14 protein-coding genes are annotated in these 14,787 nt (G+C 51.8%); all 14 read right to left on the reverse strand.

The features are described from left to right. Positions 1-1,320: a flagellar protein export ATPase FliI gene (fliI, locus tag AC3WQH_RS01265; RefSeq protein ID WP_007777772.1), complete on the reverse strand. Its 1,320-nt coding sequence runs from the start codon at positions 1,318-1,320 to the stop codon at positions 1-3. Then, positions 1,317-2,135, reverse strand: a complete 819-nt coding sequence (gene fliH, locus AC3WQH_RS01270; protein ID WP_007777769.1) for a flagellar assembly protein FliH — start codon at positions 2,133-2,135, stop codon at positions 1,317-1,319. The genes fliI and fliH overlap by 4 nt, the downstream gene beginning before the upstream one ends. After that, entirely contained in the window at positions 2,119-3,132 is a 1,014-nt protein-coding gene (gene fliG, locus AC3WQH_RS01275) for a flagellar motor switch protein FliG (RefSeq protein WP_005834258.1), read from the reverse strand. The genes fliH and fliG overlap by 17 nt, the downstream gene beginning before the upstream one ends. A gap of 12 nt (positions 3,133-3,144) precedes the next feature. After that, positions 3,145-4,731, reverse strand: coding sequence for a flagellar basal-body MS-ring/collar protein FliF (gene fliF / locus AC3WQH_RS01280; RefSeq protein WP_005834259.1), 1,587 nt, complete (start codon positions 4,729-4,731; stop codon positions 3,145-3,147). Positions 4,732-4,760: 29 nt separating this feature from the next. After that, a complete protein-coding gene (fliE, locus tag AC3WQH_RS01285) occupies positions 4,761-5,060 on the reverse strand; it encodes a flagellar hook-basal body complex protein FliE (RefSeq protein ID WP_005834260.1) in 300 nt (99 codons plus the stop codon). A gap of 19 nt (positions 5,061-5,079) precedes the next feature. Beyond that, entirely contained in the window at positions 5,080-5,538 is a 459-nt protein-coding gene (flgC, locus tag AC3WQH_RS01290) for a flagellar basal body rod protein FlgC (protein WP_005834262.1), read from the reverse strand. Positions 5,539-5,540: 2 nt separating this feature from the next. Continuing rightward, positions 5,541-5,954 carry a flagellar basal body rod protein FlgB gene (gene flgB, locus AC3WQH_RS01295; RefSeq protein ID WP_007777766.1) on the reverse strand — a complete coding sequence of 138 codons (414 nt, stop codon included), beginning with the start codon at positions 5,952-5,954 and terminating at the stop codon, positions 5,541-5,543. A gap of 363 nt (positions 5,955-6,317) precedes the next feature. Beyond that, positions 6,318-7,097 (reverse strand): GTP-sensing pleiotropic transcriptional regulator CodY, encoded by a 780-nt coding sequence (codY, locus tag AC3WQH_RS01300; RefSeq protein ID WP_005834266.1) that lies wholly within the window; start codon positions 7,095-7,097, stop codon positions 6,318-6,320. Between the two features lie 41 nt (positions 7,098-7,138). Then, positions 7,139-8,536: an ATP-dependent protease ATPase subunit HslU gene (gene hslU / locus AC3WQH_RS01305; protein ID WP_005834268.1), complete on the reverse strand. Its 1,398-nt coding sequence runs from the start codon at positions 8,534-8,536 to the stop codon at positions 7,139-7,141. A gap of 19 nt (positions 8,537-8,555) precedes the next feature. Beyond that, on the reverse strand, positions 8,556-9,098 hold the full coding sequence (gene hslV, locus AC3WQH_RS01310; protein ID WP_005834269.1) for an ATP-dependent protease subunit HslV: 543 nt from the start codon (positions 9,096-9,098) through the stop codon (positions 8,556-8,558). A gap of 15 nt (positions 9,099-9,113) precedes the next feature. Then, positions 9,114-10,055, reverse strand: coding sequence for a tyrosine recombinase XerC (gene xerC / locus AC3WQH_RS01315; protein WP_025846129.1), 942 nt, complete (start codon positions 10,053-10,055; stop codon positions 9,114-9,116). Positions 10,056-10,128: 73 nt separating this feature from the next. After that, positions 10,129-11,433 carry an FADH(2)-oxidizing methylenetetrahydrofolate--tRNA-(uracil(54)-C(5))-methyltransferase TrmFO gene (trmFO, locus tag AC3WQH_RS01320; protein WP_492331878.1) on the reverse strand — a complete coding sequence of 435 codons (1,305 nt, stop codon included), beginning with the start codon at positions 11,431-11,433 and terminating at the stop codon, positions 10,129-10,131. A gap of 39 nt (positions 11,434-11,472) precedes the next feature. Next, positions 11,473-13,551 (reverse strand): type I DNA topoisomerase, encoded by a 2,079-nt coding sequence (gene topA, locus AC3WQH_RS01325; RefSeq protein WP_005834274.1) that lies wholly within the window; start codon positions 13,549-13,551, stop codon positions 11,473-11,475. 109 nt (positions 13,552-13,660) lie between these two features. Continuing rightward, positions 13,661-14,776 (reverse strand): DNA-processing protein DprA, encoded by a 1,116-nt coding sequence (gene dprA / locus AC3WQH_RS01330; protein WP_005834276.1) that lies wholly within the window; start codon positions 14,774-14,776, stop codon positions 13,661-13,663. Between the last annotated feature and the right edge of the window lie 11 nt (positions 14,777-14,787).

A 14,787-nucleotide genomic window follows, 5' to 3' on the forward strand; every position in this document is an offset into this window, starting at 1 on the left:
CTAGTTCACTCCTCCGAAATGGGCTAACAGCGCCTTGATTGCGCTTTGAAGGGTCGAGGGCTCATGTGTGCCTTGGGCCGTAAACTCAGAAATGATGTCTTTATAGCGGATCGCGGCATCAATGTCGCGGTTTGATCCTGGCTTGTACGCTCCGATGTTAATCAAGTCTTCCGCTTCCCGGAATGTCGCCAGATGCTTTTTCAACTGTCTGGCGGCTTCCTTGTGCTCGTCCGAGACGATTTCCGACATGACGCGGCTGACGCTTGCCATCACATCAATGGCAGGAAAATGGCCTTTTTGTGCGATTTTCCGGTCGAGGACAATGTGTCCGTCCAAAATTCCCCTCGCCGTATCCGCAATCGGATCGTTCATGTCATCCGAGTCGACGAGTACCGTGTAAAACGCCGTGATGCTGCCTTTGTCGGCCGTTCCTGCCCGCTCCATCAGCTTCGGCATCAGGGCGAACACGGACGGGGTGTAGCCGCGTGTGGCTGGAGGCTCTCCGATGGCTAGTCCCACTTCCCGCTGCGCCATGGCAAACCGGGTGACAGAATCCATCATCAGCATCACATTCAGTCCGCGATCCCGGAAATATTCGGCGATCGAGGTCGCAATCAAGGCTCCCTTGATGCGAATCATGGCCGGCTGGTCGGAAGTGGCGACGACGACGACAGACCTCTTTAGCCCTTCTTCCCCCAGATCGCGTTCAATAAACTCCATGACTTCGCGTCCGCGCTCCCCGATCAGCCCGATGACGTTGATGTCCGCCGTCGTATTGCGGGCGATCATCCCCATCAGAGTACTTTTCCCTACCCCTGATCCGGCAAAGATGCCGACACGTTGTCCTTTTCCGACCGTCAAAAGTCCGTCTATGGCGCGTACGCCGACGCTGAGCGGCTCCTTGATGCGCGGGCGCAGGATCGGGTTCGGCGGGAGGTTGTTCGTCGGATAGGAAGCCAGTCCGAGCGGCAGCGTCCCTTGATACGGCCTGCCCAGTCCATCCAGCACCGAGCCGAGTATTTCCGGCCCTACTTTTACTTCCAGCGATCGGCCCGTCGCCACAACGTCGCAGCCCGGTCCGATGGCTGTCAGCTCGCCAAGCGGCATCAGCAGCACTTTGTTTTCCCGAAAACCAACCACTTCGGCGATAATCGGCTCTTTGCTGTTCGTCGGGTACAGATGGCAAATCTCGCCGAGCTTCACTTCGGGTCCTTGCGACTCGATGGTCAGGCCGACCACCTGTGTCACTTTCCCGTTCACGCGTAGCGGATCGAGCTCATACAGCGCCTGTCTGTACTTGGATATGTCCAGGATGCTCATCGGGACTCACTTCCTCCGGCAATCGCAAGCAATGCTTGTTTGATCTCTTCTAGTTGTGTATCCACCCGTGCGTCCACGCTTCCGAGCTGTGTGCGAATGACACAGCCGCCATCTGCTATCGTGTAGTCCGGATAGATGGAAAGCTCCGCCTGTCCTTCCAGCAACGCCAGCAGTTGGGGGCGATGCTCGGAAACGTAATGGAAGTAGTTGTGGTTGACGCAGATCGTGATCTCGCCGTGGACTCGCGAGCGCCGCAGCGCTTTTTTCGCAATTTCCAGCACCTGCTCCGGATTTTGCTGCAGTTCCTGTCCGATAATTTTTTTGGCGATTTCCAGGGCCAGCTCTACCAAAAACGGCTCTGCTTCCGCGATGATCTGCTGCTTGCTGCTGTATGCCTGCTCCAGAATCGCACGCGCCTCGGCGAGTGCTTGCGTCTCTTCCTCGTACGCTTGCTGCTTGCCTTCTGCAAAGCCTTTTTCGTGTCCTTCGGCCGTCGCTTGCTCCTGCGTCGAGCTGAACAACTGGGCAGCCTCCTGCTGTTTCTGCTCCCACCATTGCTGAATCTCCAGCGAGGCTTCCTGCTTCAGTTGTTCGGCCTCTTCTATCGCTTGGCGGAGAATGGTTTGCGCGGTTTCTTCCGCGTCTGCCAGAATCGTTTTGGCCTCTATTTCAGCTTCTTGAAAAATTTGTAGATTTTTTTGCAACCTTTCGGGATCACTTTCCGTCTTAGGTGGTACAGGCGTCACCGAGAGGAGGACAGAGTCCTCTGAAGGCCGATAATTCGCCACTTTAATGATCCTAGACAATGATATCATCTCCTCCACCGCGGGCGATGATGATCTCACCAGCCTCCTCTAAGCGACGGATAATCGCAACGATACGAGATTGTGCTTCTTCGACGTCGCGCAGACGAACTGGTCCCATGAACTCCATTTCTTCTCTGAAAGTGTCCGCCATCCGTTTGGACATGTTGCGGAAAATAACTTCGCGAACTTCTTCGCTGGACACTTTGAGCGAAAGCTGCAAATCCGCATTTTCCACGTCGCGGATGACGCGCTGAATGGAGCGGTTGTCCAGTGTGGCGATATCTTCGAATACAAACATGCGCTTCTTGATTTCTTCGGCCAATTCGGGGTCCTGAATTTCGAGAGAATCGAGAATCGTGCGCTCCGTCCCACGATCGACACCATTGAGAACTGCCACGATTGCCTCGATCCCGCCAGCTTGCGTATAATCCTGTGTCACCGTTGCCGAGAGCTTCTGCTCGAGGACTTGCTCCACCTGGGCGATCACTTCCGGAGAAGTGCTGTCCATCGTCGCAATCCGCTTCGCTACCTCAGCCTGGCGCTCTTGCGGCAAAGCCGACAAAATCATCGCAGCCTGCTGCGGTTCGAGATAAGAAAGCACCAGTGCAATGGTCTGCGGATGCTCGTTTTGGATGAAGTTTAAAATTTGACCAGGATCTGCCTTCCTGGCAAAATCGAACGGCCGCACTTGCAGGTTTGCCGTCAAGCGATTGATGATATCCATCGCTTTCGTCTCGCCCAGCGCTTTTTGCAAAATTTCTTTTGCGTACGTAATGCCGCCTTGCGAAATGACTTCCTTCGCTACGGCGATTTGGTGAAATTCAGCCAAGATTTTATCTTTTTCATCAGTATCTACTTTTCGCACATTGGCAATTTCCAATGTCAACTGCTCAATCTCATCCTCACGCAAATGCTTGAACACCTGGGCAGAGATTTCCGGCCCTAGTGAGATGAGGAGGATAGCCGCCTTCTGTCTTCCCGACAACTCTTTAGCGCCGCGAGCCATATCTTTCACTCCTTAATCTTCTGCTAGCCAAGTACGAAGCAGAACAACAAATTCATCCGGCTTGCTTCGCGCCAATTTTTCAAGCTGTTTTCTGACCACGACCTGGTCTCCATCTTCCTGATAGATCAAGTCAGGGATTTCGGCAGGTTGGTTTGGAGCCAGCAAGTCTGACATCTCTTCTTCCTGTTCCTGCTTCGCTTGGTTGCGTCTGCGGATGATGAGGAAGGCTACAGCGGCGAGAGCCAGCACGGCAATACCACCAACGGTCCACAATACAGCCGGGCTGAGTGCACTGGATTCTTCGACAGCCACTTTGCCAGAAAATTGACGTGGGAGAACGGAAATGTGTTTGTCCAGTTCTTCTTCGCTCAAATCGGTCGCTCTGTCGCTCAGTGTCACACGGACGACATTGCGCAGTACCTGTTTGATACTTTCGATTGTAGCAGCATCTAATTCTCCGCCAGTCGGCGGTTCGACCCCTACGTTGATCGTCAAATCTTCAATCTTGTACGGGCTTAGTGTAACATTTCGCGTGATTCGATTGACTTCGCGGTTAATGGTATCATTCAGTTCTTCATACTGACTGTTGCTGCCCTGAGGATTGTTCCCTGGGTAGTTGGGGACTGCATTCGCGCCTGTTCCGGCGATGCCCCCCGGCGGTTGGCCTTGACCCGAGAAAGCTTTTGATAATTTTTGAGAAGAGATGATAAGTCCTTCGTTGTTCTCTTTGTCGGGCGCCTCCACGAGATTTTCCACGCGGTTTTCCTTATCAAAATTCATTTTGATAAATGCGTGCACAATCACTTTGTCTCGGCCCATAATCGTTCCAAGCAAGTTGTACAGGTTTTGTTGAATCTTCTTCTCAACCTCGGACTTGATTGCTTCTTGCTGTTTGAAGCTGCTTAATGTTCCTTCTGCTTCGTTGCCTTCCGCGCGTTCCAGCGGATTCGAGTATTGGTCCGTAATCGCGATGGCGTCCATCGGCAATTTCGGAACGCTTCGGGAAACGAGCAAATACAGCGAGTTAATCTGCTTTTGATCGAGCGTCGTACCCGGTTCCACGTCGACGATGACCGATGCCGTTGCCGTATCCGGTGTCTCTGTCACCCAAACACTTTCCTGCGGCAGTGTAATCATCACTTGTGCCGAGCGCACGCCTTTCACACGTTCGAGCATTTTGCGCAGCTCTTGTTGCAACGCTTCTTTTTTCATCACATCGAATTGCCTGTCGGTAACACCGAGCGTATTGGAAAAAATCTCAGAGTTGATGCCTGCCTGGCTGGGGATTCCTTGTGCGGCCAGATCGACGATGACATCCTGTGCCATTTTTTCCGGTACTTCAATGCTTGTCCCATTTCCCGTAATCCGGTACGGAATCTGCTGGCCTTCAAGTTCTTTTTTGATTGCGCCGATTTCTTGCTCGCTCAGTCTCTGATCGTAGAGTGGCTTGTAGACCGGCTGAGAAGCGATGTATATGTATAAGCCCAGCGAAATTAGCAGAAAAAGCGAGATTCCGGCAATCATCCATTTTTGTTTCTTGGAAAACTGGTTCCATTTAGACGTAAGCTGATTTCTGTATAAAGCTAAACGTTCGTTCATGATTCACCTCTCACTGGATAAAACGACAATCAAATCGGCATTCGCATGATTTCTTGGTAGGACTCGATCATTTTATTCCGGACTTGCATGGTCAATTGCAGCATCACGGAAGCTTTTTGTCCGGCGACTGTCAATTGATGCACATCCGTAATTTCTCCGGCAGCGAATCGATCTGCGAGATTTGCCGATTCTACTTGAGCCTGATTCACCTGGCTTAGCGCGTCCGTCAAGTACGACGAAAAGTCTTTTGTCACTTCGGCAGGCGTTGGCAGTTTGTTTGCGACAGGCGTCCGAACCGGAACCGTTTGGGAAAGTGCGTTTATGTCCATCTTTTATTGTTCACCTGCTTTATTTGATTTCCAATGCTTTCAACATCATCGCCTTGCTTGCGTTTAAAGCTGTCACGTTGGCCTCATAGGATCGTGATGCCGAGATCAGGTCGACCATTTCCTTCATCGGATCGACATTCGGCAAAAGCACGTAGCCCTCTTGATCCGCATCGGGATGAGCAGGGTCATATACGCGTTTAAATGGCGTGGTGTCCTCCTGAATGGCCGTGACTCTTACCCCTTGTTCTCCGCCACTGCCAGAAACAGTTCCCACTGCCGCCTGCAGAAAGCTGTCGAACGATTGGGTCGAGCGGGGTGACAATTCGACCATTTTTCGACGGTACGGCTGCCACTTGCCATCGACAAAACTCGCGCGTGTCGTTTCTGCGTTCGCAATATTCGACGCGATCGTATCCAGGCGCAAGCGATTGGCAGTCAATGCAGAGGCACTCGTATTAATTCCTTGAAACAAGCTCATCGTTATTTCCCTCCACCCTCAATGACACTGCGCAGCTTCTGGAAATGCCCTGCTGTCAGTTGTGTTAAGCCGCTGTACCAGATCTGGTTTTTCGCCAGCTCTGTTGTCTCTGCTTCCAGATCGACATCATTCCCGCTGTTCTGCACGTAGCTATTCGGATTGGAAACGACTTGAGGCATTGCAAACCCGCCGGCATTGCCAAATGGAATATGGCGTTGATCGGTGCGATAAGCCGCAAGCTTCCCATTTCCTATTTGCCCATTTAGTTCCTCTTGCAGATAGCCCTCAAAAATTACCTGTTGACTTTTGAATTGAGGGGTATCGATGTTGGCAAGATTGTTCGCGATCGTCCGGTGCCGCAACGTCGCGGCATTCATCGCTCTCTCTAGGACCTGCAGATGATAGCTCTCCAGCATATAGCCTTCTCCCCCAATTATGTGTCAATTCATTTCCACAAAACTGCCTATAATTCCTGTATTTTCGACATCCAATTTACGATTCAATCATAGCAAAATCGTAATAGTGAAAAAAGCCCCTATTGATGGCGACTTTCAAAATGATTCAATGGCACTAAATCCCTGTTTTTTACTTGTTTTGACATGCAATCCATATTCAATGCGTCACAAGTGGGCTAGCACTAAAAAATTAATAGATAATTTCTGGAAGCGGTTTGTCGGACATTGTTGAAACTGGGTATAAATACCCATAAAAAAAGGTATAGCAACCGATGTCGCTATACCTTTCAGTTCACTTTGACTAAACTTTTATTGCAATTTTCCTTACGAAGTTTTGAGCTTTTCCAGCTCAGGCAGCAGTTTTTCGTTCAAAACTTTGATAAAAGTTCCTTTCATTCCCAAGGAACGGGATTCAATGACCCCCGCACTCTCCAGCTTGCGCAGTGCGTTTACGATAACGGAGCGGGTAATGCCTACGCGATCGGCAATTTTCGAAGCGACGAGCAAGCCTTCTTTGCCTTCGAGCTCTTCAAAAATGTGCTCAACCGCTTCCAGCTCGCTGTAGGACAAGGAACCGATTGCCATTTGCACGACAGCCTTGCTGCGCGCTTCTTCCTCAATCGCTTCCGAACGCTCGCGCAGGATCTCCATTCCTACTACGGTCGCGCCCACTTCCGCGAGGATCAGGTCATCGTCCACAAACTGGTCGTTGATGCGTCCGAGAATCAGTGTACCCAAACGGTCTCCGCCACCCATGATCGGAACGAGAGTCGTCCAGCCGGAACGGAATACGTCTTTCATCTCCACCGGGAAAATAGTGTAAGGGCTTTCTACGTCCAGGTTTGCGGACGTTTCTTCCACTTTCAGAAGACCTTGGCTGTACTCCTCTGGAAAACGGCGCTCTTCCAGCATTTTGCGCATGCGGCCATTGTCCATTTCCTGGTGGATGGCAAAACCAAGCAGCTTGCCTTTGCGACTTACGACAAATGTATTCGCTTCAATTACGTCACTCAGCACTTGCGCCATTTCGTTAAAATTAACAGCATGGCCCGCAGATTTTTGCAACATGCGGTTAATTCTTCTTGTTTTCGACAGTAGATCCATCTGTATTTCCTCCCAATGTATGTGTACTACCTACCCAATCATTATAAAATGTATTGACTCAAGTCTTTGTTCCCCGCGATCGATCCGAGCTTTTGCCGGACGTAATCAGGGGTGATTTGCACAACTTCCAGATGAATTTCCGGGGCTTCAAACGAGAGATCCTCCAGCAGCTTTTCCAGGATGGTGTGCAAGCGTCTAGCACCGATGTTGTCTGTGCTCTGATTGACTTCCGCAGCCATTTTCGCGAGCTCCTGGATCGCTTCCTGCGTAAATTCTACCCGCACGCCTTCTGTTTCCAGCAAAGCCACATACTGCTTGAGCAGCGCATTTTTCGGTTCCGTCAAAATTCGCACAAAATCCTCGACGCGCAAGCTCGTCAGCTCAACCCGGATCGGAAAACGCCCCTGCAGCTCAGGAATCAAATCAGACGGTTTGGCCATGTGAAACGCTCCAGCCGCGATAAACAGGACGTAATCGGTTTTTACCGGACCGTATTTCGTCATAACCGTAGAACCTTCCACGATCGGCAAAATATCTCGTTGCACGCCTTCGCGGGATACATCCGGTCCACGGCCGTCCTTGCCTGCAATCTTGTCGATCTCGTCGATAAAGATAATGCCATGCTGCTCTGCCCGACGGATCGACTCTTGCGTAACTTCGTCCATATCCACCAGTTTTTGCGCTTCCTGCTGAATTAATACCTTTCGGGCATCTTTAATTCGCAATTTTCGCTTCTTCGTCCGTTTAGGCATCAAGCTGCCGAGCATATCCTGCATTTGCATCCCCATTTGTTCTGTACCCGGAACCTGGAACATGTCGAACATCGTTGGCGATTGATCTTCTACCTCTATCTCGATCATTTGTTCTTCCAACTGTCCATTCGCTAGTTGCCAAGCCACCTGTCTGCGCTGTTGCAGAACGGAAGCTTCTTCCTGGTCATGCGACGTTTGCTCTTGCTGCTGTTGTCCGCCGAACAGCATTTCCAGCGGATTTTTGAACGAGCTTTGCTGTTTCCGGGATGGAACCAATGCGTTTACGATCGCCTCGTTGGCGAGCTTTTCCGCTTTTTCTTTGACGGATTCCACTTTTTCCTGCTTCACAGTTCGGATGGAGGCTTCCACCAGATCGCGCACCATCGACTCAACATCTCGTCCTACATACCCAACCTCGGTGAACTTGGTCGCCTCTACTTTGATAAACGGCGCGCCGGTCAGCTTGGCGATCCGGCGGGCAATCTCGGTTTTCCCCACCCCGGTCGGTCCGATCATCAAAATATTTTTGGGAACCACTTCGTCAATCATCTGCTCCGGCAAAAGGCTCCGACGATAGCGATTGCGAAGCGCCACAGCGATGGCTTTCTTGGCTTGTGCCTGCCCGACGATGTATTTGTCCAAATGCTCTACGATCTTACGCGGAGTTAATTGCTCAAGATTCAGCACAGAAGTTCCTCCCTTTTGCTCAATTCAACTCATCCACCACAAGATTGTTGTTCGTGAACACGCAAATCTCCGCAGCGGTTCGAAGTGATGCTTCTGCAATTTCCCGGGCACTCAGGTGCGGCGCGTATATTTTCAGAGCGCGACCGGCAGCCAGGGCAAAACTTCCGCCAGAGCCGATCGCCAAAATCCCGTCATCTGGCTCGATGATTTCTCCGTTGCCGGAGATCAGCAGCAGGTGATCCTTGTTGCCGACAATCATCATCGCTTCCAGGCGGTGCAAAACTTTGTCCAAACGCCACTCCTTCGCCAGCTCAACAGCAGCCCGCTGAAGGTTTCCATGGTATTCCTCGAGCTTGCCTTCGAACTTTTCAAACAGCGTAATTGCGTCGGCAACTGAGCCTGCAAATCCTGCCAAAACTTCTCCGCGATAGAGCCTTCTCACTTTTTTGGCCCCATGCTTCATGACCATGCTGTTTCCAAAGGTAACCTGACCGTCACCGGCCATCGCGGTTGCCCCGTTATGCGTAATAGCGAATATGGTTGTTGCGTGAAACTGTTCCATCACTGATTCCTCCCGTTATGTCCGATTGGCGGAACCTGTACTATTCGGGTTAGCCCGCGGGTGAGCGGTGTCATATACATGGCGAAGTCGCTCCTTGGTCACATGCGTGTAAACCTGCGTCGTAGAGACATTGACATGTCCCAGCAGCTCTTGGACCGTCCGGAGGTCAGCTCCTCCATTCAACATGTGGGTCGCAAACGTGTGACGAAAGGTGTGAGGTGAAGCACGCAAATGAGAAGCGCACATATCTACGTATTTGTCTACAATCCGGCGGACGCTGCGGTCGGACAACGGCTCTCCGCGATAGTTAAGCAGCAGGTTGCCGTGATCTACTCTGCCGGCCAACAGTTTTTCTCTTCCATACTCTAGGTATTGCCTAAGAACGTCGCAGGCATAACTTCCCACAGGCACATACCGCTCTTTTGCCCCTTTTCCATATACAAGCGCGACGCCCATGCTCGGATTCACATCGTCGACTGACAAGGTAACCAGCTCAGAAACTCGCATGCCGCTCGCGTACAACAGTTCAAATATCAGCCGATCGCGTATTCCTAAAGGCGTTGATGTATCTGGCAGATCAAAAAACGCTTGAACTTCTTGTGGATACAAAAAGGAAGGGAGTTTCTTCTCCATCTTCGGAGTGGAAACGAGTTGGAACGGATTTTGCTCCAGTTGACCTTCACGCAACAAAAATCGATACAAGCTTCGCAAACTCGAGAGCTTGCGCGCAATACTTCGCCGGGATAACCCCCTGCCCGCCAAGTGCGCGAGAAAGGAGCGACCATGCAAATAAGAAACAGCAGCAAATACAGAGATTTGGTGCTGTTCCATAAAGGAGACAAATTCGCTGATATCTGCCAAATACTGCTTTACCGTATGAGGAGAGGCGTTTTTTTCGACTCGCAAATAACGGGTAAACATCGCAAGATCCGCAGAAATTTGTTGCGAAATGTCCATATGGGATGCACCCTCCTCGAAGCACCTATATAGTAACACAGACGAAATTCGGATATCAACGCTAATTGTGTCGTTATTGTGTAAAATTCTGAATTGTATCTAGCGCCCGCTTAGCAAGCTTTTCGTTTTTCTCACGCTTGTTGCGAATGCGCTCTGGCCACTCGGGAACCAGCCCGAAATTCGCGTTCATCGGCTGAAAATGTTTCGAATCCGCCGTCGTAATATAGCGCGCCATGCTGCCCATGACCGTTTCCGGCGGGAGCACGATCAGCTCTTCGCCTTTTGCCAGACGCGCGGCATTGATGCCTGCGAGCAGTCCGGAAGCGGCAGATTCCACGTAGCCTTCCACCCCTGTCATTTGGCCTGCAAAAAACAAGGTGTTCCGCTCCCTGTACTGATACGTAGGGCGCAGCAGCTTCGGCGAATTAATGAACGTATTGCGGTGCATGACGCCGTAACGGACGATTTCGCAGTTTTCCAGGCCAGGGATCAGCGAGAACACCCGCTTTTGCTCCGGCCATTTCAGATGGGTCTGGAAGCCGACGATGTTGTACAACGTAGCCGCGCCGTTGTCCTGGCGAAGCTGAACGACTGCGTACGGCTTTTTGCCTGTGCGCGGGTCTGTCAGACCGACAGGCTTCATCGGGCCGAACAGCATCGTTTGGCGTCCGCGTTTTGCCATGACTTCGATCGGCATGCAGCCCTCGAAGAAAATTTCTTTTTCAAACTCCTTCAGCGGAACCGCTTCGGCGGCAATCAGCTCATCGTAAAAGCGATTAAATTCTTCCTCCGTCATCGGGCAGTTCAGGTAAGCAGCCTCCCCTTTATCGTACCTGGACGCCACGAAGACTTTGTTCATGTCGATCGAGTCTTTTTCGATAATTGGTGCTGCAGCATCATAAAAATATAGGTATTCTTCCCCAGTCAGCTCCTTGAGCTTTTGGGAAAGCGCTGGCGATGTCAGTGGTCCTGTCGCAATGACGACGATGCCATCCGCGGGAATGTCGGTGATCTCGTCGGTGATAACCTCGATCAGCGGATGATTTTTCAGAGCATCCGTGACATAGCCAGCAAATTCATGCCGGTCTACCGCAAGCGCTCCCCCTGCCGGAACGGCGCAACGGTCAGCAGCCTCGATAATGACCGAGCCTAGACGGCGCATTTCTTCCTTTAATACGCCGACGGCATTGGCCAAGGAGTTCGCGCGCAAGGAGTTGCTGCAGACCAGTTCCGCGAATTTGTCGGTATGATGGGCAGGTGTCTGGGTCTTAGGCCGCATTTCGTACAGCTTGACGGGAATGCCTGCCTTGGCAATTTGCCAGGCAGCCTCGCTTCCGGCCAAACCCGCGCCTACTACAGTAATAGTTGGTGTTGTCATGCTGTTCTTCCTCCAAGCTACAAATTCTACCTCGTCCAATCAGGAGTCTGCTTCTTCCTGATAGTCGCATTTGGTGCAGACAACGCTAACCCCTTGCTTCTTGCGCTTTTTCTCCACGAGTAGGCTTGCGCATTTCGGGCAAGGACGGGCAATCGGTTTGTCCCACGATACAAAATCGCATTCCGGATATCGGTTGCAGCCGTAAAAAATACGGCTCTTCTTAGATTTACGTTCGATAATATGTCCAGTTTCACATTGCGGGCACTTTACCCCTGTTTCTTTGACGATCGGTTTCGTGTTGCGGCATTCCGGGAACCCGGAACAAGCGAGGAACTTGCCGAAGCGCCCGAGCTTGTAGACCATCACGCGGCCGCACAGCTCGCAAGTCTCGTCAGACTCTTCGTCTTTCAGCTCGACTTCCTTCATTTCTTCTTCCGCTACGGCCACTCGCTTGGCAAAGTCACCGTAAAACGCATCGAGAATTTGAACCCAGTTCGCTGTGCCTTCCTCGATTTCGTCGAGATCGGACTCCATATGGGCGGTAAACTCCGCATTGAGAATTTCCGGAAAAAACTCCTCGATCAGCGTAATGACGATTTCGCCCAGCTCTGTCGGGATGAACCGCTTTTCCTCCAGCGCGACATAGCCGCGCTTCTGAATAGTTTCCAGCGTTGGAGCGTACGTAGAGGGACGGCCGATGCCGCCTTCTTCGAGCGTCTTGATGAGACGCGCCTCCGAGTAACGCGGCGGCGGCTGGGTAAAATGTTGCGCCGGCGTTATTTCTCGCTGTTCCAGCGTCTGGCCTTCAGCGATTGGCGGCAGGAAGCTCTCTTCTTCCGTGCCGTCATCATTTCCTTCTATATAAACCTTCATAAATCCAGGGAACTTCACTTTCGAGCCAGTCGCCCGGAACATGACGCCCCCTGCATCAATATCTACACTCATGGTATCGAGTACAGCGGAAGACATCTGGCTCGCCAGAAACCGCTCCCAAATGAGTCGATACAAGCGCAGTTGATCTCTCGACAAAAATTCCTTGATCTCATCCGGCGTACGTGCGACCGAGGTTGGGCGGATCGCCTCGTGCGCGTCCTGAGCGTTTTCTTTTTTGACCTGGACACGAGGTTCTGCCGGTATGTAGTCAGCGCCGAATTTTTCCAGTATGTACTCTTTCGCCTCATTTTGCGCGGTTTCGGATACGCGGGTCGAGTCTGTACGCATATACGTAATCAAACCGACTGCGCCTTCCTTGTTGCCGACGTCAATCCCCTCGTACAGCTCCTGGGCGATCCGCATCGTCTTGGCGGTACGGAAATTGAGCTTGCGCGCGGCTTCCTGTTGCAGAGAGCTGGTGATAAACGGCGGTGCAGGATTGCGTTTGCGCTCGCGCTTTGTTACCTTTTGCACGACAAACGACTGATCCTTCATTTTGTCCAGCACGCGCTTGACGTCCTCTTCCGACTTCAGCTCGACTTTTTCATCCTCATAGCCGTAAAACTTCGCCTCAAACTCTTTGCCGTTGCTTGCGAGCTTGGTGGCAATCGTCCAGTACTCTTCGGGAATGAATTGCTGGATTTCGCGCTCCCGATCCATAATCAGCTTGACGGTGACAGACTGGACGCGTCCGGCGCTCAAACCTTTGCGCACTTTTTTCCACAGGATCGGGCTGATGTTGTAGCCGACCAGCCGGTCCAAAATACGCCGCGCCTGTTGGGCGTTCACCAAATCCATGTTGATATGGCGCGGATGCTTGAACGCTTCCTTGATCGCGTCTTTGGTAATCTCGTTGAACACCACGCGAAGCGGCTGGTTCAAATCGAGTCCGAGATATTGGGCCAGATGCCAGGCAATTGCTTCCCCTTCGCGATCCGGGTCGGCTGCCAGATAGACTTTCTTTACTTTTTTGGCGGCATCCTTCAGGCCCTTGAGTACATCGCCCTTGCCGCGAATGGTTATGTATTTGGGTTCAAAGCCATGATTGACATCTACCCCCATCTGACTTTTCGGGAGGTCGCGCACATGTCCCATGGACGCTTTCACGATATATTTGCTACCCAGATATTTTCCAATGGTTTTCGCTTTCGCAGGGGATTCTACGATTACGAGCGTATCAGCCATTTTTTTCCTCCCCTTTTAGTAAGGAATCTTCCCTATTATTAAATATGCTTATCCGATTTGTCAAACACTTGCAAGCTTTAGGGGATTCCCGTGAAAGGTCAAACATGCCTTAGCGCCGCGCGAAATACCCCCCTGGCAGTGCCGCAAGCACCCCTTTTGCCTCCAGTCGGACAAGCAATTGGTGCACGTTTTTGCGCCGGTCAGGCTCCAGTTGCTGTACAAGCTCATCCACGTGCACGCCTTCGTAAGTGATCGCCTCCACAATCACGCTTTCCTCTGCGGTAAGCGTCATGGAACTGCTGCCTTTTCCGGCGACAGACGCTGATTCAGCACCGCTCGCATAAGCCCGCGGCAACTCCTCCAAGATATCGCAGGGTCTTGTTACTAGCTTTGCTCCTTGTTTGAGCAAGTTATGCGGCCCTGCGCTCATCAAGGAAAAAATCGGGCCTGGAACGGCAAAAACGTCGCGTCCTTGCTCCAGCGCACAGTCCGCTGTAATCAGCGATCCGCTTTTTTCTGCTGCTTCCACGACTACTACGCCCAAACTTAGTCCACTGATAATGCGGTTTCGCTCGGGGAACAGCCCTGGGACGGGCGGAGTATCTGGCGGGTATTCGGACAAAAGTAGTCCAAAAGATTCAATTTTTTCGTAGAGCATTTGATGCCTTGGCGGGTACACATGATTCAGCCCGCAGCCCAATACGGCGATGGTCTTTCCTCCAGCCGCAAGCGCCGTCTGATGCGCTTCGCCATCTATGCCATAGGCCAGACCGGATACAATCGCAAGCCCCGCCTGCACCAGCTCTTTCACCAAATACGCGCAGCTCGCCCGGCCGTACGGCGTTGGCTTGCGCGAGCCGACAACACCGATGGCCGCCTCTGCAAGCAGCTTGCGATCGCCTCGGCAAAACAGCGTCAGCGGCTGGTCAGGAATATGCCGCAGCAAGGAGGGATAGTCTTCGTCAAAGATGCAAAGAAAGCGAGTCCGACTCGCCTCCCGTTTTGCTAACAGGTGCATGACAGCCGCGGCATTTGTTTGCATATCAACTTGTTGCACAAGCTCGACAGAAAGCCCCAACTCTTCCCCGATCAAAAGCCAATGATCGACAGCATTCTGAAAAGACCCTGCTGTTTCGCTAATTTTCCTGATTGTTCGACGTCCCAACCCCGGTGTCATCGCCAGTACATACAGCCAATCTCGCTCACTGATTTGCGGTTTGCCCATCAAACACCCTC

This window comes from Brevibacillus sp. FW301-21C12A (genome assembly GCF_058788915.1).